Origin of the sequence: Streptomyces sp. NPDC053076 (assembly GCF_044546845.1) — a bacterium.
Classification (GTDB): domain Bacteria; phylum Actinomycetota; class Actinomycetes; order Streptomycetales; family Streptomycetaceae; genus Streptomyces.
Genome location: NZ_JBITZL010000003.1, coordinates 659,188 through 684,045, shown reverse-complemented (window position 1 = coordinate 684,045; position 24,858 = coordinate 659,188). Strand labels below are relative to the sequence as shown.

Sequence of the window (24,858 nt, the reverse complement as noted above, 5' to 3'; positions counted from 1 at the left end):
TACCCGCCGGAGTTCACTCCCCACACCGTGCCGTCGGCACCCGCGCCGATGTCCGTCAGCGCGCCCGGGATCTGCACCCACGGGCTGGCGTCGTTGTTCGTGTAGCGGTAGATGTTCCCGGCTGCGTTGACCCCCCACACGTTCGTCCTGGACCCCGCCGAGATCCGCACCAGGGCGCCGGGGATCTGCTTCCAGTGGCCGCTGTCCTGGTCGCCGGTGTAGCGGTAGATGTTCCCGCCGGAGTTCACTCCCCACACCGTGCCGTCGGCACCCGCGCCGATGTCCGTCAGCGCGCCCGGGATCTGCACCCACGGGCTGGCGTCGTTGTTGGTGTAACGGTAGATGTTCTGGGCCGCGTTGACCCCCCACACGTTCGTCCTGGACCCCGCCGAGATCCGTTTGAGTGCACCGCTGATCTGCTTCCAGTCGGACATGACGCCGACGCCTTCCGTCAGAGGATGTTGACAGACAGCTCCTCCCCAAGCGGAACGATTCGCCGGACATATGAACTTCAAGCATGATCAGTAACTTTGTCGCGAAAACAGCGTTTTGCGGTGAGAGTGGGCAGATGGGCTGCAACGGGCCCACGGCCACGCCCGCGGGATTGACGAGATCCGAAGTCACCCTCGCGAGGTACCCTCAACCCGCTTACACACAAAGGCGGGTCGGCGTCCGCCAGACGGCTTCCTGCCGCGCCGGCGCGTTACGGGGGTGCCGGTCGGACGGCAACACCGTGGTGACTCCGGCTGGTTGACAGCCTGCCGGTCTACGGTGACATGCGCAGCGGCGTAGGCCGCGAGGCCCACGCGCTGCGCATCATCACCACCCCGACGGCTCTCGGCGACCGGACGACAGTGGCAGGACGACAACGGACCCGAGCCGTCCTGACCGGCAAACCGGACGGGCCGAGCCTGCCTCATGCACTGGTTGTGCCGCGGCGGGAACGGGCGGGCGATGCCTCACGAGGCAGTCGACGGGGCCGGTGCGACGGCCATCGCCAGTTCACGGCTGGAGGCTTCCACCATCTCCCGCACCATCTCGTCGGCTGAGCCCGCTCCCCCGCCACACAGCGGATCCAGGCTGTACCCGTTCGGCGCGAGCCGCAAAAGCGTCTCCGCGATATGCCGCCGCCGCTCCTCGAACGCCGCGATGTGATCACACACCGACCCCGCGACCGGCGCGGCAGCCGCCCCGTCGGCCTGATCCTGCGCACCCACCACGGCGAGGACCCCGCGGAAGGCGTCCGCCTCGGCCGCGGTGAGCCTTTGCACGGTGCTCGTCAGCTCGGCGGACGGCGCAGCTGTCCGCAACTTACGTGCTTCCTTCAGATACCGGTCCAGCAAGAGGTGCAACGACGCTCCTGCCGGAGCGGGCGCCGGGTCCATGGCGTCCAGCAGGGAACTCAGCCACCCGACCAAGTACCGGCCCCCGACTCCGAGTTCCTCCCAGCAACGGCCCCGCAGGCTCTCGCCCAGATACCGGGCCCGTTCGAAGGCCGTACGACTCGAAGTCATCGGTCGAGGTGCATCCAACGGCCCATAATCCACGCCGAGTCGAGGGACGAGCTGTTCCGATAGCGAGCAGAACAACGCCAGGTGCACATACACATGGAAGGCCGCCACGGCCCGGTGCGTGTTCCACTGGTTCGAGTCGTCCCGGCCCGGTGCGTTCCACAGGGAGACCACCGTCGGCACTTCGGACGGTGATCTTTCAGGGACCGCTTCGAGATCCCTGGCCAGCATGGAATGGGCGTGCCGGAAGTCGTACAGCTTCTGATGCAGGGCCTCGTGCAACAGGTGCTCCGCGACCCACCAGGGGTTCGTCAGCAGCCTGCGGTTGAGGAAGATGGCGCCTGTCACCGTGAACTGGGAGGTGGACGCCTTGCCTTTCCAAGCTCCAGTACCCGAAGTGATCCCGATCAGGTGAACGTGGCTCAGCGCACTACGGGACGTCAGCGGCAACACCTCGTCCAGGAGGCGCGCAGCCGTGCGCAGCGCGGCGAGGTCGGCATCCGTGGCCGCGCACAGACCGGCGTCGAACTGCCATTCCACCAGCCGGCTGAACGCTCGCCCGAAGATGTCGTCGCGTTGTCCGGGAGCCCAGACCCAAGGGGTGCGCGACGGGTCACCCAGCCATTGGGTGGCGTCGATGCCACCTTGCAGCGGGCCGGTGGCGGCACCGGACCGGACACGTTGCTCTGCCGCGTCGAGCACTTGCGCGCACAGCTCCGGGGGCAACTGCCGTCGCGCACCCACGACCTCCTGGATCACGATCTGCAGGATGGCTCGGCGCACCATCGGATCGCCAAGAACCCTGTACTCGGTCTGAGGATCCGCCTGCTGCAACGTCGTCAGGAGCCGGCGGGCGGCGGGGGTCGAGGTTTCGACGCTTGCGAGCCTGCGCTTGAAGGCGGCATGCATCTGCTCATGCAGATAGGCGCTGTCGCCGAACGGTCTACGGGAGAGCAACGTGTCGAAGTCGCTCAACTCCATGGTCCACTTCCCGCCTGTGCGGTACTGCGCGGTTCGCGCACCGATTCAAGGGCTCGCAAGTGCCGGCGTGTCACTACTCCGGCTCCTCCTCGGGCTCCGTCTCCTCGTCATCGTCGTCATGGTGGTGATGTCCCCCGGCGGTCTCCAGAAAGGCGTCGGTCGCGTTGTGCGCCGCCTGCATTTCCCTGACCTGTTCCTCCGTCACCTCACGGTCGAATTCGAGAATCACGCGCTGTCCGGGCTTTTTCGCCTCAGCCATTGTTGGGCTTCCTTGTCGATGGAAGAGAGAAGACCGGGACACCTATCCGAGCGCAGCCGTTCTCGAATGGCATCGCCGTTTGTCCCGTGTAAACATCATTTGTACCGGGTGAATGTTCCCTACCAAGGCTCGACACAGAGAGACCACCCGATTGGCGCCCGCCGCGTCCGGGCCCATGAACCTGGCGGGAACGACTGAGAAGGCGATCAGGATGGACCGATCGAACACGGTGGGGGCGACGGGCACGGAGTCTGTCGTCAGCCTCTGCTTCGAGAGAGAGATGCCGTCGGCCGAGGTGGAGCGGATCAAACAGCGGCTGGGCGCGCGGGCGGCGCTGGTGGTGCCCGCCACCGTCGGCGCCGCCTGGGACCGGGCGCGGCAGCTGGGCTTCAGCAAGTCCTCCCGACCCGAGGTGGGAGCGCTGATGGCCACGCTGGCTGCGGCCGTGCCGGCATCCGGGCGAATTCTCGAGCTGGGCACGGGAGTCGGCGTGGGCCTTGCCTGGGTGGTGCACGGACTGCACGACCGCGCCGATGTCGAGGTGGTCAGCGTTGAGGTCGACAGGGAGAAGTCGGACCTCGTGTCATGTGCGGGGTGGCCCGAGTGGGTGTCCTTGGTGGTGGGCGACGCCCGTGAGGTCCTGCCGGATCTGGGGACCTACGATCTGATCTTCCTGGACATTCCCGGCGCACTGAAGGAAGCCGTCGTCAACGGAGCCGTCAGCGCCTTGCGACCCGGCGGGCAGTTGCTCATTGACGACATGAACCCCTACTGGCAACGGCGCATGCCGGGTGAGCATCCTGTCGACAGGCGTGATCCCGACGGGCTGGTGGATGATCCCCGAGTGGTGTGTGCACTGCTCCGCTATTCGAGCGGGATGATTCTTGCCACGCGTAAGAGCGCCTGACGCCCAGCACAGCGAGTCGGTTGCCGCAGCATACCGATAGTCACCCAAAGGAGTGCGTGGGTGCCGTAACTCCACGGCTGTGGCACCGGCTTTGTCTCCGTCGGACCGAGGTGCGGTACCCCGAGGCGTTGCGGCCGTTCCCTCGGGATGCATCTCGGCAGAAGAAATACTATCGTTTGAGTCGACGTATTTTCGGTACGGTGAAGACCGGCCGAAACGTCCACATCTCAACCATTCGGTTTCCCGCTGCTCGCCCCTGACGGGCTTCCCACACCCTGGTCGAGGTCACGCTCAGGACCAGCCGGTGATCTCGCGCGACCGAGGCGCCCCTCGGTTCCTCGCCCTGCTGAGCCGCAGGAAAGAAGTCCGAGATGTCACATCGCAAGATGACTCTTCATGGAGCGGCGGCCGGTCAGAACTGGACCAACACGAGAATCCACCTCCGTCACCACTCCCGCGTCGTCCCTTGATCGAAGGGGCTTCCGCGAGGACGTCCACGCCGAAGTGACCGAACTCCTCGCAATGGAGATGACTGGAACATGGCGCCTCAATTCTTCACCGAAGTGGTGGACGGACTCAACTCTGCAAAAGGCCAGGTCTCGTTGACCGTGGACGAGACCAACACTCCCTGGATCGCCTACGCCACGGGTACCGGAAACGTCGTACTCGCCAGGCGCGAAGAGGACAAGTGGGCAACGGAGGAACTGCCGGCCGAACCGGCGGCGCGTGACGACTACCGTATCGGTCTCGCGATCGATTCCACCTTGCGCCCTCACGTCGCCTACCAGAGCAGGGCCACCGACCACCTGATCTACGGTGTGCGGGACACGCAATGGCATTTCGAAGAGGTCCCCACGGACGCGGGCATCTTCCCGAGCAGAGTCCGCTTCGCCTGTCTGAAACTCAATCCCGGGATTTTCAGCCTGCCCGCTTTCAAGGACACTCCGAACTTCTCCTATCAGTCCGGCCTGACCCTTTGGCATGCCGCCAAGCAACCACCGAGGGCCAACCCGAACAAGCCCCCGCAGTGGCGAAAGAACGTGCGCAAGGTCGACGAGGGCGACCTGGTGGAGAAGGGATGGTTCACGTCATTGGACTTCGACGCGGAGGAAACGCTGCGCATAGCCTCCTTCGACGACTTGGAGCCCGCCGGGCAGTCCGTCCGCCGACTCCGTGTGGCGACCCTGGAGCCCGAGGAGTTCCCCGGCCAGCCGGAGAGTTGGCGGGTCGAGGTGGTGCACGGCGGCCAGATACTCGGGGAGCTGCCCTCCATGGCCCACTCGATCACGGGCGAGAGCATCATCTCGTACTACGAGCGGAACGGGCGGACGCTCAACGTCTGCATCATGGGAAATTTCCCCGAGTCGCCCGCGATAGAAGTGGTGAGTGACGTCGTTGGCGGCGACGACGTGTACTCGGCTTGCGGAGTGAGCAACGAATCGCGGATCTGTGTCGCCTTCGGCTCCGGAGGCCGGCTGAGATTCGCGACGCGGACCGGCATCAAAACCTTCAGCATCGAGGACGTGGAGGCCGGCGGGGCCTGGAGCGACATGGTCTTCGACAGCGAGGGCAGCGCCCATATAGCGCACATCGCCGACAGTGCGCTGCGGTACGGCGTGACGTCATGAGTGGGGGCAACCGCAACGCCCAGCGGCGCCGATTCACGGGAAGCAGTCAAGGCTGGTGATGCGTCATGGCGGCGCCGACCTTTCTCATCGTACGCAGTGAGGACTTCGTCGTACTGGCCGTCGACTGGGCGGGGTTCGAGGTCCGAACGGGCACCGGTCCCGGCACCACGCAGTTGGTGGCGACCGGGCCGCACCCGACCGTAACGCTCACCTTTCCTCCGCAGGCGATCCTTGAGCAGACGACGCCGGCCGCGTTCTACACCGCCGGTTTCGTGCAGAGCGACTCGCGCCTGTCCGGACCCAGCCAACTCGTCTTCGCCGTGACATCCGGCACCGTGATCGAACTCAGCGCACAGGGCATTCTCAAGGCGCTCACCGCCCACACGCATACGCACGTCGACGACCAGACGTCCGCGATCGAGTTGCCGTGGGGGCTCACGGTGCGCCCGGTGGCCCGGTCCTCGACCGCGTCAGTGGTGTCGCACCATGCCGAACGGCCTGTGACGTCGGAGCATTCAGGCGCGGTGGCGATGTGGAGGGCGCGTCTGCAAGCAAGTGACGCAACCGCCACGGACGCCTTCCTGCTCGTACGGCCCACATCCTTCTCCGAGAGCGACATTCATCCGCAGGATCCGTTCGGCTCTCCACCGCTGACTCACTGGCGCGACCTGATCGTGTCGTCGAGCGCACAACACTCCCTGCCGGTCGCGACGCGACTCGAGCTGAGTGCGCTCGGAGGTTCCCTGTCGGCGGCCGCGAAGTGGCCCTCCGTCTCCTGGACTCACCTGATGGCTCTGGGGCGCGACGACCAGGTCGATGTCACCGCCACGGGCAAACTCTGGCCGTTCGGCATTCCCGTGGTGTACCAGGAGTTCACCAAGCGGAACTTCCTTCCCGTGCACAGCCCGACGTCTCTGGGCTGTGTCGCCGCACTGCTGAAACATCGTGTTCTGGTGGTGACCGTGCCCTTGCTGTCGGGTGTTAGGACCTCGACGTTTCCGTTCGACGAGGTCGAGATACTCGGCCGCGAGTTCTCCCTCTCCAACACCCCCGAACCCGCGAACCCGCGGATGTTCCTGCCAGGAGGCGCCTCCTCGCCGGTGGCGTTCCCGATCCGCTGCCGCTCCGGTACCACCGACGTGCAGTTCCGCATCCCGCTGATCTTCGTCGCCGACACCGAGACAGGCCCCACCCCCGCGATCCTGAACGACTGGCGGCCTCACGCCTCGGTGCAGGTCCCCGGCGTGGAGCTCGACATGGTGGGGGCGGAAGGCAAACCTGGGGACGTCCATGAAGTGCATTCCCTGACTTTCTCCGGCAAGGACGACAGCACGGGGCCCCATCCGGACCTCGCCTCGTTCGACGTCGTCCTCTCCGCCCTGCGTTCCCTCCTTCCTGGACCAGAGCACGCACAGCCACAGACTCTGAGATACGCGGCAGAAATGCGCAGTCTCTCCGACGCCGCGGACGGTTTCTTGCGGACCTCCGTGCCGGCAGTGCCCCTGATCTTCGACGCACCGAACGGCGTGCCGGTGAACTTCACCAAGAGCGCCGACCGCTCGGGGGGCCTGGTGGCACCCAAGTTCAGCGCCGACGGGATCTCCCGTGACCTCGGGCCTGTCGCGACGAGCGTGCTCCCGGACAAGCCCAACCTCTCGGCGGCACTGAACCGTGCCTTCAGCGGGGCGACGCTGTTCGGATTCCCCTTGTCCGCCCTCATCGACACCACGGGCAACCCCAAGCCGAGCCCACCCAAGATCGTACAGAGGAAGGAGGGCACGGACACCCGGGTGGAGATGAGGTGGGAAGGTCTACGACTCAAGGCACACAGTGCTTTCCAGCCCAGGACGGCGGGGCAGTCTCCACAGTTGGACCTGTTCATCGGCTGTGGGCCGACGGCCAGCGGTGCTGCGACCCCGGCAGCCGTGGCACCACCGCCCACCTGCGCGCTGAAGAATTTCGCCCTCGTGCTGCCACCGCCCCCGGCCACCACTCGGCTGCTGCGGCTGTCGTTCGAATCTGTGGCGTTCACCCAGAGCCCAGGTCGGCCGGCGAGCCTCGACCTCAACGGGTTGAAGATCGAATTCGAAGGTGCGCTGAAACTACTGGGACAGCTCCAGAAGAAGCTGGAGTCTTTCCTCGGCGGTCGCGGCTTCACCAGCAAGGTCTCGACCAGCGGGATCACCGTGGGCTACGAGTTCGGGATACCCAAGACGGCGGCCGGCGCGTTCGTGCTGCAGAACATCGCCGTGCGAGTGGCCGTGACCGTTCCCTTCGCGGAGGAGCCGGTGACCGTGGCGCTCGGCTTCGCCAGCCGGGAGCATCCCTTCAGCGTATCCGTCAGTGCGTTCGGCGGCGGAGGGTACGCCGTCGTCGAGATCGCCGGCGCGAACGAACCGAGGGTGGAGATCTGCCTGGAGTTCGGGGCGATGCTCGCCGTCGATTTCGTGGTCGCGAGCGCCGAGGTGCACGCTCTGGGTGGCGTGCGCTTCGTGCGCCTTGCCAACGGTGCCGTGGAGTTGGAGGCGTTCATACGGATCGGTGGCAGCGTTCGGCTGCTCGGCCTGGTGACGGTCTCGATCGAGCTCCGCGTCGCCCTCACCTACCAGGAGGGGCCACCGCGTCTCCTCGGCCGGGCGAGTCTCGTCGTGGAACTGGACCTGACGCTGTACGCCGAGTCGGTCACCATCGACAGCGGGACCTTCGAGCTCGTCGGCGGCACCGCTCCGCGGCGGACCGCCGCCGACCGCAAGGCCACCGGGAAGCGCTCCGTGGCCGCCGTCGAGACCTGGCAGCAGTACCGAAGGGCATTCGCGCCATGACCGATCTGTTGTGGATCCCCGTACCCGGCGGCTTTGCCGACGGCCGTCCGCTCCTGCGCGTCCTCATCGTCCCCCGGCTCGACGGCGGTCCACTGGACCGGCACGGAATGGCGGAGTGGCCGCCGACCGCCCTCACGGGAGGCACCGTCCACGCCGAGCTGTTCGGCGCCCACGCGGGGCTTCACGACCCCCCGGGCAGGCAGCTGGACATCGCGCCGGTCATTCCCTTCCAGCCCGGTGTCTGGAAGCGGATGCTGGCGGGGCTGGCCGTCGAGGACGCCACCCGGAGACAGGGGTTTGTGAGCGGTGCTGACCTCAAGGTGCACGCCACCTCCGCGGACGCCGACGCGGTGGCGCGCACGTTCCAGGAGGTGGCCAAGGCTGATGTGACCCCGGAACTCGGGCCCATGTCACCGGACTTCGACGCCAAAGTACGGCACACGTTGGACGGCGAGCACTGGCAGCAACCTGATCCGCCGGCGCCGTCCCCCGCGCCCCTTCCGCCGCCCTCGGGCCCGCCTGGTTTCCACCGGGCCCTGTCGCTACTACGGGAACACCCGGCCGTGTTGCGGGCGTTGGGGCTGATATTCGAGTTGAGGCTCGGCCCGCACGACGCCTCCGACTTCGCCGGCGGGACCGTGCGCGTCACCTGGCCCGGCCGTCCCGCGTCGCTGCCCCCTGTCGTGTCCCCGAGGACGGTCTTCGGGCCGGAGTTCCGTCCGGGCTCGACATCTCGGGTGAGCGCCGGAATGGTCACCCTGGACCAGACCGACGCGGACGGATCACCCCTGTGGCGCATCGCGACCGTCGATGTGGACATCGCCGCTCAACGACTGCGCGAAGCCGCTCGCGCCCTCGACGCACGGCCGTCCGAACGCCCGACCCTGCCCGCCCTGCGCTCTGACGGCCTCCAGCTCGTGCTGCGCGGCCGCGGCGGGGAGATGCGGGAGCGGCTGAACAGAGCGGCTCGCTTCCGGCAAGAGGTGCCGGACGTGCTCACGGCTGACGACCTGGTGCTCGGCTACCGCATCGACGTCCTGCCCGAACTGGGCGGTGAGCACTGGTTCTCACTCCATCGGCGCAGAGCCACCTACACGGTTCACGAGCACCCCCGGGACAGAAAACGGAGCGAGGATTCCGTTGTCGTCGGTGTCGCAGGGGCCCCCGAGGAGGGCCACATCAAGACCAACGCCGCGGTCAGCGACTGGACCGGACTGCACGCCGACGAGATCGTGGCCGGCTGGCGAGGCTGGAGCCTTGCTGTACCCCGGCCGCCGCTCGACGGGACACCGGCGCCGGCCCCTCCGACGGACCCCGGGCTGAACATCGCCATGTCGTTCGAGGTCGAACCCGGCTCACTGCCCCGGCTGCGTTTCGGACACCACTACACACTCCGGGCCCGCGTGGCGGACATGGCCGGCGGCGGACTCGGAATCGACGACGACGCGGCCCAGCAGCACTGGAAGGGCCCCGAGTTCTACGCCCGCCACGAACCGCTGCTGTCGCCCGACGTCACCTACACCACAGCCGGCGATCCCGGCCAGACATCATCACCCGGCGAGTCGGTCGCCCACGTCGTGGTGCGCAGTGATCCCATGTCAGGGCTTGATGTCGACGCGTTCGCCGGACGATACAGCTACGCTCTCAACGACAAACGGCTGCTCCTGCCGCCAGCGGGCACACTCGCCCTCGCCGAGCAGCACGGGATGTTCGATCTCGACGGCGACGAGGCCGTGGCCAGTCATGTGACCTGGGAGTGGGTCAAGCGTCTCCTCACCGCTGTGGAGGCCGAGGCACCCGCGCCCGGAGAACCGCCGCTGCCCGATCCGGCGGCCGGTGGCATCGTGGTCGAGCAGGTCGAGCCCCACGCACACACGGTGCTGACGCGATCCTGGGAGGGGCTGGACGAGTGGCCCGATCTGCTGGGAAAGACGCTCCGGGTGACCACCCCGCAGCCCGGACGTCCCGCCCTGGCATGGGAGGGCGAACAACTGGTCGTACGACTCGCACCGGCGGGTGAACTCACCCTGCGTATCTCATCGTTCCCTCGAGAGGGCATCATCGACGAGTTCGCGGTGCACGGGGCCGACCCGCCGGAGAACGCGGTGAAGGCGCTTCGTCAGGGCCGCCACCCGCTGGTCACCCCGGCCCGGACGCTCACGGTCGTCCATGCTGTCCAGCGTCCGTTGCGCGTCCCCGACACGGTCCTGACCGTAAACCGGGACCGGAACGCGACCGTTGCCGCGTTCACGCCGCAATCCGCCGTGTTCGATCCGCCGAGCACGGCAGAGGTGCACATCACCGCCCACTGGGAGGACCAGGTGGACACTGTGCGGCGGGAGGTCACGGACGCCCCCGTCGCCACCCTCACCGTCGACCCGGACGGACCCGCGCAGCCGGGCACGCTCTTCCGACATGAGTTCGGCGACACCAGGCATCGCAGCGTGACCTACACGCTCAAGGCGGTCAGCCGCTTCCGGCAGTACTTCCGCGACCCTGCCATGGTGGATGAGTTCACTGTCACCAAGGAACTGCCGCCGGTGGTGGTGCCCAGCGCGGCTCGTCCGGCACCCCCGGTCCTCCTCTCCGCCCGGCCCGCGTTCCGCTGGCAGGAGACGGGAAGCCTGCAGGCGCCTTCGAACGTCCTCAACAGAGAGCGCCTCGGAGGACGGATACGGCTCGCGCTTCAACCGCCGTGGTACGACACCGGCGCCGGTGAACAGCTCGCCGTGGTGGTGCGTCCGGAGGGCGCGAACCTGGAGGACGGCCTCTCCGCCTACGTGTCGCTGGCCGGGAGCGACCCCCTGTATCCCTCCAAGGGCCTTCCCATCGGGTCACCGTTCGCCCCGCATATCTCCAGTGCCACGGCCCCGGACCGGCGTGTGCCGCTGGAGGAGGCCGGCACCGACGTCGTCGTCAAACCACACCAGCCGGAGTATCACGAGGACGAGGCATGCTGGTTGTGCGACGTGGCCCTCACCGGCACGGACACCACGTCCTTCGACTTCGCCCTGGTCCAGCTGGCCGTCGCCCGTTATCAGCCCGACAGTCTTCCCGGCCTCTGGCTTTCACCAGTGGTCAGGACGGACACCGTGCCCCTTCTTCCCGACCGGGCCTTGCGTGTGACGCGGCTGCCCGATCGGTTCGAGGTGAAGCTGACCGGGCTGGTCTCACCGGCGCCCGCGGTCAACAGGGTCGACATGATTCTCGAGCGCTGCCGCACTCCAGGGGGAGCACCAGCGGACCAGGTCGATCTCATCGGGTTCGACACGAGCCCCGCCGACGTGCCGGCCTGGCATCGCGTGGACCTGCGCAGTCCGCCGCCGCAGCGGGTCGGCCTGTCGTCGCGCGTCAAGTCGTGGACGTCCGAGTTCCGCCCGCCGCCCGCACCAGGGGCACTCCGCGTACGCGTGCGTGAAGTCGAACTCATCCCCAACAACACGCCCCGCCCGGGAGCGCACCTTCAGTCGGCCACACCGGGCGAGATCACGGAGCGGACCGTGTTCACCGACACGGTTCTGCTCCCCGGACTGTGAGCCGACGAAGCCTCCCGAGACCATTCCAGGTCGAGAGGGCCCGCACCGGTGAAGTGAACCGCGACCCGGTTCACCGCTTGGCTCGGCGCCCTCGGGAGCAGGTTGCGGGGTCCGGTCGGATCCCGCCCGAAGACAGGAGAGAACCGTCATGTCCCTTTTCACGGGCTCCTATGTGAACCCGCTCGACTCGTCCTCCCATCCCGCGATGCAAGCCGCCCTGCAGGCCACCAGGCAGGCCCTGTCGCTGGCCGGCGCGCCCAATGCCGGCAATCTGTCCGTCATCGTCGTCGCGCTTTCCGGTGACGCAGGCTCGTTCAATCACCCCTGGGCCGCGCTCCGCGAGCATGAGGAGCACTATTCGGCCAGTCTGCTCAAGATCGCGGCGATGTACGCGGCCTTCGATCTGCGCTCCAGCGCAGATCAGTTGGCAGCCCAGAGCGGTCTGACCACATGGCCTCAGATCGAGGCGGCCCTGAAGTCCTCGTTCAACCCGGAGATAGACGCACACACGCCTTCGCTGATCAGCGGAGCGACATCGCTGACCGCGCAGGACAAGGTCCGGAAGCCCGACTACTCGGCCGTGCTCCAGCTCAGCAGTGGCGCCGACTTCGTCGTCGACTTCACCACGGCGCAGAACAAAGCCTTCGAGGACATGATGGTGAACCAGAACGACCCGGGGGCCACCACGACCATACACGGGCTCGGTTACCCATACCTGGCCGGAAAGATCGCGGATGACGGCTTCTTCGACGGCACCTCGAACGGGGTGTGGCTGGCCGGCGACTATGCTCACCAGTGGCCGGCCGTGCGCATTCCGTGCGTGAACGACGTGGACACCGCCCAGGGGACGACGTCGTGGCAACTCGCATCGCTGTTGACCCTACTGGCGGACGACAATCTCGTCGGCCCGACGAGCAGCCAGGACATGAAAGGCCTGATGGCGAGGGCCGGTAACTGGTTCCATGAAGGGACTCCGCCGATCTGGCCCTTGGACGGGCGATTCATAGCCACTCACGGCAAGGTCGGCTTCGGCCCGCTGAAGGCCCCCGGGAAGACGGTCTACTCGGAGGGCCTCATCGTCCGGGACACGGACCGTAAGTCGGAATTCGTCGCCGTATGGCAGAACGTGATCAGCACCGGCCAACCGAAACGGCAGCTGTTCCAGCCGGTGGCGACACTGATGGAAGCGGCCATGAACGCATTTTAGCTCCGGACAGGTCGGAGGAATCATGGAAATTCCACTCGAACTGGTCGCGGCGAAGAACGCTGTCGAACCAGAGCTGTTCGCATTGCCTGGAGTCACCGGTGTGGGCATCGGACTGCGGGAGGAGCGGGGTCGTCTCCTGGACGAACTCGCGATCCGCGTCCAGGTCGACGATTCCCGATCGATCGGTCCCGAGATCCCCGACGAGATCGCGGGACTCCCCGTGTGCGTCGTCGTCCGGCAGATCCAGCCGTGCGTGGCGCCCGACACGCTTCGCTATCTCGATCTGCGCGGCGGAATCAAGATCAAGAATCCACTCGTCGCCGTAGGAACCATGGGCCTCATCGTCGAGGACGTCGACACGGCCGAACTACTGGGCCTGACCTGCTACCACGTTGCCGGAGGTCCCGAGAACGACTTCCCGCACACGGTCTGGCAACCGGACAACCCGCCTCTGGTGGTAGGTCTTCCGCCGGCGGACACTGACAATCTGGGAGCGGTGGATCGCGTCGACTTCCCCCGCACGCCTCCCCTGCCGGGCTCTCCCCTCCTCACCGGGCTTGTCGATGCCGCCGCCTTCCACCTGGACGTGGCGACCTCGAACGGTCCAGCGGGCTTGCGCCCACGAACGCTCTCCCGAGGGATCGTGGGCCAAAGCCCCGGGGGAGCGAATCTCGTCGACAAGGTGACCGCGACGGCCCGTTCCTTCGTCACACAGCCCGTCCGCAAACGGGGCTATCAGACGCTCGTCACCTTCGGAACGGTCATCGCCAACTTCTGGACCGTCCAGTGGCCGGTAGGCGGAACGAACACCTGGCTGATCGAGCAGGCCGAGATCCTCGCCGAGGCATCGAACCCGGCCCAGGGCATCAATCCGGACGGAGTGTTCGCCCTCCCCGGCGATTCGGGGTCTCTGGTCCTCGACAAGACCCAGCCGACTGCCGTCGGCCTGCTGTGGGGTGCGAACATGCCCGGCGAATTCGGTCTGCCCGCCGGGACGTTCGGCATGATGTCCGAGATCGTCAACGTCGAGAGTCAGCTGGGCGTGAACGTATCGCTCTGAACTGGCCTTCCTCCGATGGCAATCAGAGGCGCTCGCAGGCCCTGAAGCTGATCGGGGCGGGCGGTGGTGCCGTCGGTGATCGCGTCGGCGACGGCGCGAACCCGCTGCTTCGCCGTCAGCGGGCCAGGTTCATCCCACGCCGCCGGCCAACGTTCCTTCGGCAATGGCATCGTCGGGCTCTCGTCTTCGCGTCGCTTCCACCACATCCGGTACCCCCACCCTGTCTGTGATCGCGAGCTTGCGCGGGCCCTCACTCGGCCCCGAGGCCGAGGGCCTCACTGGTACGGTCGCCACCTTGGCACGAGCGGCTGGACGGCTTCCGTCGCTTTCGATTCAGGCTCTGTACGGCCCACCCGAAACCAAAGATCGCTACCATGCGCCGGGGCCCGCGCCTTGGGTGGTGCGGGAACGTTTCAGGAGGGGGATTCCTGTGCTCGTGCTGTCCATTCTGCTGCTGATAGCCGCGGTGGCGCTCTTTCTCGTCGGCCGCAGCCGCACCGAGGCGGGCTGGAAACTGGGGGCGGTGCTCAGCGCCCTGGCGGGCGTGCTGGCGGGCATCTTCGCCTGTGTCCATGTCGTGAGCGCCTCCGAGGTCGGCGTGCCGGTGACCTTCGGCAAGATCGGCACGCCGCTGACCTCGGGCTTCCACTTCACCTCACCGTTCACCGACGTCACGTCCTTCTCCACCCGCCCGGTGGACCTTGACCTCAACGGCAAGGAGACGGTCGAGGTCCGCTCCTCACAGGGCGGCGTGCTCTACGCGGACGTCACGGTCAAGTGGGCCGTGGTGCCGGCCAAGGCGGTCGCGCTGTACCGGCTGGCGGGCAGCAAGGAAGCCGTCGAGGAGCGGCTGGTGCTGCCGGACAGCCGTGAGATCATCCGCAACGTCTTCGCGAAGCACACCAGCGAGGAGGGTTACGCCTCCGCCCGCGAACAGATCGGCTCGCAGATCGCCGACCTCGTCAGGGAACGTCTGGCACCACGCGGGATCGACGTCACCTCCGTCAACCTGCGGAACGTCAAGCCGTCGGAGAAGCTGCAGGACCAGATCGACAAGAAGATCCAGCAGGAACAGGCCACCGAACGGGCCACCGAGGCGGCGCGTACGGCCAAGGCGGAGGCGGAGCGCAAGCGGATAGAGGCGGAGGGCACCGCTCGCGCCAACAAGATCATCGCGCAGTCGCTGAGCGACAAGGTGCTGTACAACCAGTGCCTGGAGGCATACAAGGAAGCCGCGAAAGCCCACCCGGTGTACGCGGTGCCCTGCGGTACGGACTCGAACGGCACCCCGGTCATCGTGGACGGCAGCAAGAACTGAGCCGTCCGCCCCGGGCGACACCCGGGGCGTACGGCCATGCTGTCAGGGACGCTCAGCATGTCGAGCAGACCTGGACCTGGACGCGAGGACGGGGTTCGCCGTGATCTGATCGGCGAACCCCGTCCGTTCTGATGCGTACGCCCCAGGCCCCGGTCTCCTTTCTCTGACCCACGGTGCAAAGTAGTGCCGCGTCCCTGCCGATTCCGGCGACGCGCGGCGGGGTCGGTCTCCGCGACGTGCCGGGCGACCGTCGACGCCGGGGCGGGCGTACCGCTCCAGGGAGCGGACTGAGGCATGGCATCCGGTATTTACTGCGGCAGGTGAACACCATCCGCATCCCGCCTATTGCAACACTATTGCTATTGCAAGTAAGAAGCGGAAAGCTAGATCAGTCCTTACTGTCGACTCGGGATGCGGAGCCGCCCTTATGCCCCTGATGCCGGAACCCGGACCGCAGCGCGTCCTCGCCGCCTCGAACTTCATCTACACCATCGGCAGCGGCCTCTATCTGACCGCTGGAGTCCTCTACTTCACCGAGGCCGTCCGACTACCGGCAACCCAGGTGGGCCTCGGCCTCGGCATCGCCGGTGTCCTCTCGCTGGCCGTGGGCATCGCTGTCGGTCATCTCGCGGACCGTCACGGGGCACGTGGTGTCTATGCGATCACCCTCGTCGTTCAGGCGTTGGCCACTGCCGGCTTCTTACTGGCAGACAGCTTCTGGCTGTTCGCCCTCGCGGTAGGCACGGCCATGGGCGCCAAAGCGGCCGGACTGGCCGCACGCAGTCCACTCATCAGGCACTACGGAGGGGACCGGCCGCAGGCGTTCCGCGCCTATCTCCGCGCCGTGACCAACGTGGGGATCTCCCTCGGCGCCCTGTTGGCCGGCTGGGCCGTCCAGGTGGGCACCCTCCCCGCCTACCGACTCCTGGTCATCGGCAACGCGGTCGCCTTCACGGCTTCCGCAGCGATCCTGATCCACCTGCCGTCGGTCACACCTGTCCCCACCACCGGCGGCCCCCGCTGGATCGCCCTGCGGGACCGCCCCTACCTCCTGCTCACCGCACTCGACGGCATCATGGCCGTCCAGTTCAAGGTGCTCACGGTGGCCGTCCCACTCTGGCTGGTCACAGCCACCACCGCCCCACGCTGGCTCATCTCGGGCACCATGCTCACCAACACCGTCATCGTCATTGCGTTCCAGATACGAGCCAGCCGCAGCATCGATTCCCCAACGGCAGGCGGAGCCGCATACCGTCGAGCAGGCGTGGCCTTTCTCGTCTCCTGCTCGCTGATCTCCCTGTCCGCGGGGATACCGGCGTGGGCCGCCGCCGCGCTGCTCATGACCGCGATGGTGATCCACACGATCGGCGAGCTGTGGCACTCCGCCGCAGGCTTTGAAGTGTCCTTCGCCCTCGCCCCGCAGCACGCCACCGGTCAGTACCTCGGTGTGTTCGGCCTCGGCGCAGGACTGGCCGAAGCCCTCGGCCCGGCCCTGCTCATCTCACTCTGCATCACCTGGGGCCGCCCCGGATGGTACGTCGCCGGCGCGCTGTTCACCCTGACGGGCCTGGCATCACCACTCGCCGTTCGCTGGGCACAACGCCACCAGCACAATCGGCAGGCACACCCACAAGCCGTGTGGAAGGAAGCAGCCGCCCTGAACGGCTCCGGAGGACGTTCAGCATCGACGACTGCCACAGGACAGACGCCGAGGCCTGTCGGCGTTTCGAAGATTGGAAAGGCTGGGACGGAAGGCGAGACGATTGGGGCCACTGACTAACCGCCTCGATCGGGGAGAGCGGTCAGTGGGCTACCGCGGCGGCGGCTTCGTTCGCGCTGTTCCAGTTCTCCACGACCTGGAGACCGCCGTGGATCTCCCGGCGCAGGTCGGGGCTGGCGAGGTAGTCGCAGGCGAAGACCGTGCGTACGGCGCGGCCGAGTTCTTCGAGGGCCTGGTAGGTGGGGTGCTTGGGACCGCCGCGGGTGAAGCGCCGCAGTATCTGCTCGGCCTCGGCCGTTCCCAGGCGGAGCGCGGTGGCGTACTTGACCATCTGGTCGTACTGCTGCTCGATCAGGTCCCAGCGGATCGGCCGGGTCAGGGAGCCGCCGAGCGCCGGCCAGCCGGGCGGGGCGTCGTCGGGGCGGTACAGGCGGATGCTGCCGATGTTCTTCAGCCTCGGCAGCAGGCGGAAGTTGAGCAGCTCGGTGAAGGCGAACCCGACCGCCGAGGCGCCGTGGGCGTCGACGTAGTTGGCCTCGATCTCAGCGTCCGTGCAGTGCCTCAGCAGCCCCTCGATCATCGCCGCGGCCCCGGACGACGAACAGCTCTTCCCGGGAGACCAACGCCGTCGGGGATCGCCCGGGAGAGCAACACCGCCGGCGCTCTTCCCGGCAGGTCAACGCCCGCCAGTCGGCGCATCGGCGCGGTCGGGACCGGGGCCGGGGCGGGCGGAACAACGTGGAGATCGAACCACCTGGAGATCACCTGTGCCCCGGCCGACAGGTTCTGGCTGGACCGGTTGGAGACCCCGTTCGCCGCCCCGCGTCACTTCGCCTGGGTTCGGCGGCCTCCCCGGCGGTCGGAGCCGCGGCCACCGGTCGGGGCAGCGCCGCCCGTGGCCTGACCGGCAGCCGCCCGTCGACCGGACCCACGGCCGGCCTTGCCGGAAGCGGCACCGGCCGCCCCGGCCGCGGACTGGCGCTCGGAACCGCGGCCGCCCGCCGTACCGGCACCGGCGCCGCCCGGGGCCCCGCCGGATGCCGTGCGGCGGGCAGGACCGCGCCCGCCGGACGCGGAGGTGCCGCCTGACGCTGTCGTCCCGGCTGCGGACCGGCGTTCGGGGCCCCGGCCCCGCGCCCCGTCGACGGCGCCCGTACCGTTGGCGACGCCCGTCGCCGTTTCGGCCCCGCCGCCGTTTCGGCGTCGGCGGCCCGATCGCCTGCCGGGCTTGGTGCCGGCCTTCGCCTCCGGGCGGGACGCCGCGGGGGTCGCCGGCTGGGGAACCTCGATGGTGACGGCCACGCCGGACGGCTCCCGGGCGCCGGTGATGGTGGCGAGTTTCGCGTCGCTGGAGGTGATGCTGGCCGTCCGGGGGCGGATGCCCGCGTCCGTCATGAGCTGGGTGACGTCCCGCTTCTGGATGGGCAGGACCAGCGTGACCACGCTGCCGGAACCGCCGGCGCGGGCCGTGCGACCGCCCCGGTGAAGGTAGTCCTTGTGGTCGCTGGGGGGATCGACATTCACCACGAGGTCGAGGTCGTCGATGTGTATGCCCCGGGCCGCGACGTTCGTCGCCACCAGCGCGGTGACCTGGCCGTTCTTGAACTGTTCCAGTGTGCGATTGCGCTGCGGCTGGGAGCGGCCTCCGTGCAGTGCCGCCGCGCGGACACCGACGGCCAGGAGCCGCTTGGTGAGCCGGTCGGCGGACCGCTTGGTGTCGAGGAAGAGGATGACCCGGCCGTCACGGGCCGCGATGCGCGTGGTGACGGCCTTCTTGTCGGTCTCGTCCTGGACATGGAGCACGTGGTGCTCCATGGTGGCCACCGCCCCCGCGGACGGGTCCACGGAGTGCACCACGGGGTCGGTCAGGAACCGCTGCACCAGGCGGTCGATGTTGCGGTCCAGGGTGGCCGAGAAGAGCATGCGCTGTCCGTCGGGCCGTACCTGCTGGATCAGCTTGGTGATCTGCGGAAGGAAGCCCATGTCGGTCATCTGGTCGGCTTCGTCCAGGACCGTGATGCGTACGTCGTCGAGTACGCAGTCCCCGCGTTCCACGAGGTCGATGAGCCTGCCGGGGCTCGCCACGAGGACTTCCGCGCCGCCTCGGAGCGCAGCGGCCTGCTTGGTGATGGACAGCCCGCCCACCACGGTGGCCAGCCGAAGGTCCACCGCCGTCGCATACGGGGCCAGCGCGTCCGTCACCTGCTGGGCGAGCTCCCGGGTGGGCACCAGCACGAGGGCGAGCGGCGCCTTGGGCTGCGCACGCAGTCCGGCCGTACGGGCCAGGAGCGCGAGCCCGAACGCGAGGGTCTTGCCGGAGCCGGTACGTCCCCGTCCAAGCAGGTCACGGCCGGCGAGGGAGTTGGGCAGGGTGGCGGCCTGGATGGGGAAAGGGGTGGTCACGCCCTGCGCGGTGAGGGTCTTCAGCAATCCCGCGGGCATGTCCAGACCGGCGAAGTCCTCGACGGCGGGAAGTGCGGGGGTCGTGCTTTCCGGCATCCGGAATTCCGTCGGCGACGACGCGGCCGGCCGGGGTGACGAGGCGCGCCGGTTCGGCTTCTGGGGCCTGCGGGACATGCAGTTCTCTGCCTTCCTGGAAACAGCACTCACCGGGGTCCGCACCATGACGGTGCGGACCCCGGTGAGCGGATACGCGTCCTGCGATCAGGCGGGGACGATGTTCTCCGCCTGCGGGCCCTTCTGGCCCTGCGTGACGTCGAACGAGACTCGCTGGCCCTCCTGGAGCTCACGGAAGCCCTGGGCCGCGATGTTCGAGTAGTGAGCGAAGACGTCGGGGCCGCCGCCGTCCTGCTGGATGAAGCCGAAACCCTTTTCGGCGTTGAACCACTTCACGGTTCCCTGTGCCATGATTTTCTCCTTCTGTAGGCAGAGGCCCCATCCGGAGACGCCGGTAAAACAACTAATGCGCCTGCAGGAGAAAGATTCCCGTCAGGCGCACATAGGTTCATGGGTACCACAACTGCAACAGCAGCAGTCTAGCACAACTCGGCGGCCCGTGGTGGATCATCGCGGCCCCTGATTCCTCAGAGCCGTCCGAGGGTCGTGACGTCCGCCTGGCCGCCACGCCGACCGGGCCGCCGACGTTCATCCGGCCGTCGGCTGCGCACCCGGCGCGGGGCCCGAACCGACCGCCGGCGACACCGCCGGCGACTCGCCGCCCGCAGGGGCAGGAACGATCGCCTTGCCGTGGGCAGCCACTCAGGCACGGTGCCGTGTTCCAGCCAGGTCCACATGTCTGCCTGCTGTCCGGGTCCGAGCGGCGCTAGCATCCGCGAGCTGACAACCGGGGGAGAGGGAGACGGATGCTGCTGTCCATACAGAACAAGCCCTGGCTGCGTCCTGTGGTGCAGGCCGTCCGGCTCTTCGCGGCACCGGACCGAGACGCGGTCTACCAACGGTGCGTCGACACCGCGCTCGATGAGCCTTCGCGCGCACGGAAGCTGGACAAGAGGCCAGGGACCTCACGACGCGACGTCTTCCGCGAGATGCACCGCTCGATGTACCGCAACGCGGCCTACACCCAGGCTGACGGCCCCGAACGGAGCGCGTACGACAAAGCCGTCGTCGACCTGGAGCGCGCACGCGCAAAGCAGCGGGCCGCTGCGGACGAGTCCGAATGGAACTGGAAAGTCGTCTGCGGCCTGCTGGCCGTCACCACCCTGATCGTGGCTGTCTCCCTCGGCCTCTTGGCCCTGTTGACAGCGGTTTTCAGCGCCGCCGTGCTGATTTTCGTCCTGTTCTGGTGCGGCACCGCGGTGTGGTTCAACCTCCGGCACTGCCTGCATGCCGCCGTACTCGGCATCTCGTGCGCCGCCGCACGAGCCGAGCTCGGCTATCGCGCCATGCTCTGGGGTGTGGTCCTCTTCGACGACGGCGTCGTTCCTGTGATGGACGGCATGATCCGCCACCTCATGGGCGAAGACCCCGACTCTCTGTTCGTTCCGCAGGGTACGTCGAAGGGCCTGCGCGCACCGCGGGCGCCGGGGTTCGTCGTCCAGACTCAAGCCATGGAGCAGCTGCACCGCAAGCTCAACCACCTGGACGAGGGCACCATCGCGGTCTGCGGCCCACGCGGAGTGGGGAAGTCCACTTTGTTGGAGAGCGCCAAAGAACAGGCGGACTTCGGCATCCTGATCCAGGCGCCGGCCACCTACGCCCCGCACGACTTCCTGGTCTCCCTCTCGGTGCGTCTCTGTCAGGACTACATCCAGCACGAGGGCTTCCAAGCACCGGATTTCGCGCGCCTCTCGCCTTTCCACCGGATACTGAAAAGCGCGCGCCGCAGAATCAGGAGACTGGTCCGCTGGTCGTCATTCGCGTTGCCCGCGGCCGCCCTGCTCGTCCTGGGGGTCTCCTCGGCTGCCCGCTCGCTGTACGCCCGGTACGAAGCTTCAGCCGCTGACTACGCCCACACCAGGGCACGTACGATCCAGAACTGGGTCCAGGATGTGTGGAGAGGCCAAGCCGTCGTCACCAGCGTCACGATCAGCATCGTCGGCATCGCCTGGTGGCTCTCACGCCGCGACCCATGGCTGCCCCGCACACTGGGGCGGCTATGGACCAAATCGGGAGCAACGCTCGGCATAGCCCTGGCCCTCGGAAGCTTGGCCAGCGCCTGTTTCGATCCCCAACTACGCCAGCTCGCACGCGAAGTGCCCGGCGAGACCGTTCTTGTGGCCGCGATGATCACTGTTGGATGGTTCTACGCCTTCGCGGGAACCGCCGCCGTGGAGGCACGGCTGGAGGTCGGGCGATGGACGGTGTACGCCAGCGACATCTGCAAAGTTATCGCCACCGTCCTGGGGACCTGTCTCCTCTACTTCCTCATCCGTACGCCCCAGACCTACGCGCTCCTCGCAGACCCGCAGAATCCTCTCCGGCTCGCCGGCCTGGTGGCAGGAACCCTCCTCGCACGCGCTGCCGGCTGGCGTCCTACCCCTGCGGAACCCCATCTCGTCGCCCGCTGCCGCAACCACCTCTACCGGCTGCAGACCGTCCAGACGACGACGAACACCCTGACCAACGGCACCGCCCAGATCATGACGCTAGGCGGCTCCCACGCCACGTCCATCGCGACTGTTCCGCCCAACTTCCCCGCCCTGGTCGAGGAGTTCCGCAACCTCCTGACCAGCATCGCCGACGCGCTGGCAGCCAGAAGACAGCGCGTCCTCATCGCCATCGACGAGGTCGACCGCCTCGGCTCCGACGCGCAGGCTCTGGCCTTTCTCGCCGAGATCAAGGCCATCCTGGGGGTTCGCCACGTCTACTACCTGATCTCCGTCGCCGAGGACGTCGGTGCCGCATTCGTTCGCCGCGGCCTGCCCCACCGGGATGTCACCGACAGCTCACTCGACGACATCATCCACGTCGAGGCATGCACCCTGAAAGAAGCCAACGCCATCCTCGGTAAACGCTCAGAACACCACACCCCGCACACCGCACTTCTGGCCCACAGCCTCTCCGGCGGCCTCCTTCGCGACCTGCTGCGCTACAGCCTGCAGATCGAGGAGATACAAGCCAAGACCGAGGCACACGAACTCGCCCACATCTCACGCCACCTCATCCTCGAAGAACTCTCCGAGACACTGGCCGGATTTCGCACCCTGTTGGGCAAACAGCAGTGGACCCAAGACACCAGCGGCATCCTCAGCGACTTCCGTACGCTCTGCGGACACCTCAAAACCTCGCAGTGCGCCTGCTCCGACGGGCCGCTCTTCCACGCGCTCGAGCATTTCGCCCACCAACCCGCCGGCAGGCAGCCGACCTACGGCGACATCACCGACGCCGCCCGCCAACTCATCGACGAAGCCGCTGCCTACAGTTATTTCTCTCTCACCTTGCTGGAGATCTTCACCGCTCCAGGACTCGACCGGCGCAGCGAACACGCCGCCGCGCAGAGCACCTACGGTACTCATGAACGACTGGCCGAGTCCCGCCTCGAACTCGGCATCTCCCCGTACAGCGCACGCACCTTCATCACGCACATACGCAAGGCATGGTCACTCAACGACAGCCCCAGCAGCGACGTCGTCGCAACCGCCCTGCGCCAGCTCTCCTGCCCCCTGCACGGATCACGACCTGACGCATTTGGCCTGAGGAGGAGCGGTTGAGGTGTTTGTCGCGTGAGGCCGGTGCCACGATGTGATCGGCGTTTGCTTCTCTGTACACGTGTGCCGAAGTCCGGTAGATCGTTACCGGACTGTCAACGCGGCCGCGGTGTTGAGCCGGAGCGGCCTGACCAGCGCGTCAACCCGGGCCACCACTCCCCCGCAGCGTTCATGACTGCCACGCCCCGGCCGCATCGCGGTCGGCGCGGGCTCCGTGGCCCGTGCTCACACGGGCCACGGCCAAGACGAGTTGCCGGCGCGCAGGAGGCTGTCTCCCGGTGTGCGGCGCACCGGGTGATCCGGTGGGCCGGTTCGTCAGGGTTGGTCGGTGGCGAAGTCGGGCAGTTCCGTTGAGAGCAAGTCGGTTGCGGCACCGTCGAGCAGGCGGGCCATCTCTGCTGAGCGGGGCAGCATGGTCTTCTCGTAGGTTCGGACGGCGTCGGCGATGGTGTCGGTGTTCGCCAGAGCGAGTGCCAGCTCGCAGGCGTCGAGCATGGCGAGGTTGACTCCGACACCCAGCGGGGGCATGAGGTGGGCGGCGTCGCCGAGCAGGGTGACGGTGGGACTGTGGTCCCAGGTGTGCGGGACGGGCAGGGCGTGGATGGGCCGGTCGACGTAGGGGCCGTCGTTGTCGGTGATCAGCCGGCGCATGCGTGGTGACCAGGCGGCGTAGCGCTGCAGCAGTATGCGGCGGATGCCGTCGGTGTCCGCGGGCGTCAGGCCGTCTGCGGACAGCCAGTCGGCGGGGACACGCTGGATGATGTAGACGCGAATGCGATTTCCGCTGTTGCGCTGGGCGAACAGGCCGCGTTCGCCGTCGGCTGCCGCGGTGCCGCCCTGGCCGACCAGTTCGGCGATGTCGGGATGCCGGTTGTCGACGTCGTCGAACCAAGCCTCGAGGAAGCTCACGCCGCTGTACTCGGGAGCGGCCGAGGAAATGGCTCGGCGGACCTTGGACCAGGCCCCGTCGGCACCGATGACGAGGTCGGCTTCAGCCGTGACTCCATGGGCGAAGTGCAGGGTCCGAGGTCCGTCGGCGGGTCCGCCGACTTCCTTGAGGGCATGGCCCCATCGCACCGTGCCCGGGTGCAGGGAATCGAGCAGCAGATCACGCAGGTGGCCCCGGTCGATCTCCGGCTTGAAGCGCTCGCCCTCCTCCGGAACGTGGTGGAAGAGGAGCCTGCCGGACGGATCCATCTGGCGCATTTCCTGCCCCTCGGGGCGGGCCAACCGGAAGAACTCCTCGAGCAGCCCGGCTTCGCGAAGGGCGATCTGACCGTTGTCGGCGTGCAGGTCGAGGGTGCCTCCCTGATCACGGGCGGCGGGACCGGCGTCACGGTCGTGGACGACGACGGTGACGCCGTGCTGCTGGAGGATGCGAGCGCAGGTCAGACCGCCTGGGCCCGCGCCGATGATGGCGATGCGAGGTGCGTGGGTGGTGCCCATGGTGGTGCTCCGTTCATGACGTGCAGCCGTGCTGCGGACGCTGGTTCGGCTTGTGAAGTTCGTTGGTCGTGGTGAGCCAGGAAGTTGGTCGTGGTGAGCCAGGGAAGAAGTTGGTCATGGTGAGCCAGGAAGAAGGGCCGACCGTGAGTGGACGGGCCGGCTCTGCTCGGTGGGATCGCCGTGGCCGAAAGGGCGGCCGGGAAAGGTGACAACGGCGGGGGCGCCGGCGGGACCGGCCTGGCGGGGCGGCGCTGACGGGACCGGTCCGCCGGAGGGCGCTGGTGAGCGTGGACCGGCGGAAGGCGCTGGGGAGAGTGGTCCGGCGACAGCCGCCG

General features: G+C 67.7%; 15 protein-coding genes and 1 pseudogene. 9 read left to right on the top strand and 7 right to left on the bottom strand.

Features of this window, described 5'->3' with window-relative positions:
- From ACIGYR_RS16345 to ACIGYR_RS16335, 3 genes are all read right to left on the bottom strand, one after another.
- On the bottom strand, window positions 1-434 hold a 434-nt coding region (locus ACIGYR_RS16345), incomplete at its 3' end, for a tectonin domain-containing protein (RefSeq protein WP_400014233.1).
- Window positions 435-959: 525 nt separating this feature from the next.
- Window positions 960-2,492 (bottom strand): hypothetical protein, encoded by a 1,533-nt coding sequence (locus ACIGYR_RS16340; RefSeq protein ID WP_399599785.1) that lies wholly within the window; start codon window positions 2,490-2,492, stop codon window positions 960-962.
- A gap of 73 nt (window positions 2,493-2,565) precedes the next feature.
- Window positions 2,566-2,751, bottom strand: coding sequence for a hypothetical protein (locus ACIGYR_RS16335; RefSeq protein ID WP_399599783.1), 186 nt, complete (start codon window positions 2,749-2,751; stop codon window positions 2,566-2,568).
- Window positions 2,752-2,962: 211 nt separating this feature from the next.
- Here ACIGYR_RS16335 and ACIGYR_RS16330 point away from each other — a divergent pair, with 211 nt between their 5' ends.
- The 8 genes from ACIGYR_RS16330 (at window position 2,963) to ACIGYR_RS16295 (ending at window position 17,009) form a co-directional block, all read left to right on the top strand.
- On the top strand, window positions 2,963-3,658 hold the full coding sequence (locus ACIGYR_RS16330; RefSeq protein WP_399599780.1) for an O-methyltransferase: 696 nt from the start codon (window positions 2,963-2,965) through the stop codon (window positions 3,656-3,658).
- A gap of 539 nt (window positions 3,659-4,197) precedes the next feature.
- Window positions 4,198-5,286, top strand: a complete 1,089-nt coding sequence (locus tag ACIGYR_RS16325; protein WP_399599777.1) for a hypothetical protein — start codon at window positions 4,198-4,200, stop codon at window positions 5,284-5,286.
- Window positions 5,287-5,351: 65 nt separating this feature from the next.
- Window positions 5,352-8,108 carry a hypothetical protein gene (locus ACIGYR_RS16320; protein ID WP_399599775.1) on the top strand — a complete coding sequence of 919 codons (2,757 nt, stop codon included), beginning with the start codon at window positions 5,352-5,354 and terminating at the stop codon, window positions 8,106-8,108.
- Complete coding sequence (locus ACIGYR_RS16315; RefSeq protein ID WP_399599773.1) at window positions 8,105-11,644, top strand: hypothetical protein; 3,540 nt, start codon at window positions 8,105-8,107, stop codon at window positions 11,642-11,644. The genes ACIGYR_RS16320 and ACIGYR_RS16315 overlap by 4 nt, the downstream gene beginning before the upstream one ends.
- 148 nt (window positions 11,645-11,792) lie before the next feature.
- The gene (locus tag ACIGYR_RS16310) at window positions 11,793-12,851 is read left to right on the top strand and encodes a hypothetical protein (RefSeq protein WP_399599770.1); all 1,059 of its coding nucleotides are present in this window, start codon (window positions 11,793-11,795) and stop codon (window positions 12,849-12,851) included.
- 100 nt (window positions 12,852-12,951) lie between these two features.
- Window positions 12,952-13,911, top strand: a complete 960-nt coding sequence (locus tag ACIGYR_RS16305) for a hypothetical protein (protein WP_399599767.1) — start codon at window positions 12,952-12,954, stop codon at window positions 13,909-13,911.
- 430 nt (window positions 13,912-14,341) lie between these two features.
- Entirely contained in the window at window positions 14,342-15,229 is an 888-nt protein-coding gene (locus tag ACIGYR_RS16300) for a prohibitin family protein (RefSeq protein WP_399599764.1), read from the top strand.
- A gap of 427 nt (window positions 15,230-15,656) precedes the next feature.
- Window positions 15,657-17,009, top strand: coding sequence for an MFS transporter (locus ACIGYR_RS16295; protein WP_399599762.1), 1,353 nt, complete (start codon window positions 15,657-15,659; stop codon window positions 17,007-17,009).
- Window positions 17,010-17,058: 49 nt separating this feature from the next.
- Here ACIGYR_RS16295 and ACIGYR_RS16290 read toward each other — a convergent pair.
- The 3 genes and pseudogenes from ACIGYR_RS16290 to ACIGYR_RS16280 form a co-directional block, all read right to left on the bottom strand.
- A pseudogene (locus ACIGYR_RS16290) lies at window positions 17,059-17,571 on the bottom strand (Tn3 family transposase); the annotation flags it as partial.
- Between the two features lie 203 nt (window positions 17,572-17,774).
- The gene (locus ACIGYR_RS16285; RefSeq protein ID WP_399599760.1) at window positions 17,775-19,526 is read right to left on the bottom strand and encodes a DEAD/DEAH box helicase; all 1,752 of its coding nucleotides are present in this window, start codon (window positions 19,524-19,526) and stop codon (window positions 17,775-17,777) included.
- 87 nt (window positions 19,527-19,613) lie between these two features.
- Complete coding sequence (locus tag ACIGYR_RS16280) at window positions 19,614-19,817, bottom strand: cold-shock protein (RefSeq protein WP_362566005.1); 204 nt, start codon at window positions 19,815-19,817, stop codon at window positions 19,614-19,616.
- 455 nt (window positions 19,818-20,272) lie between these two features.
- On the opposite strand from ACIGYR_RS16280, the gene ACIGYR_RS16275 reads away from it, so the two are divergent.
- Window positions 20,273-23,080: a hypothetical protein gene (locus tag ACIGYR_RS16275; RefSeq protein WP_399599756.1), complete on the top strand. Its 2,808-nt coding sequence runs from the start codon at window positions 20,273-20,275 to the stop codon at window positions 23,078-23,080.
- A gap of 312 nt (window positions 23,081-23,392) precedes the next feature.
- Here the strand turns inward: ACIGYR_RS16275 and ACIGYR_RS16270 are convergent, their stop codons facing one another.
- Window positions 23,393-24,523: an FAD-dependent oxidoreductase gene (locus ACIGYR_RS16270; protein ID WP_399599754.1), complete on the bottom strand. Its 1,131-nt coding sequence runs from the start codon at window positions 24,521-24,523 to the stop codon at window positions 23,393-23,395.
- Window positions 24,524-24,858 lie beyond the last annotated feature (335 nt).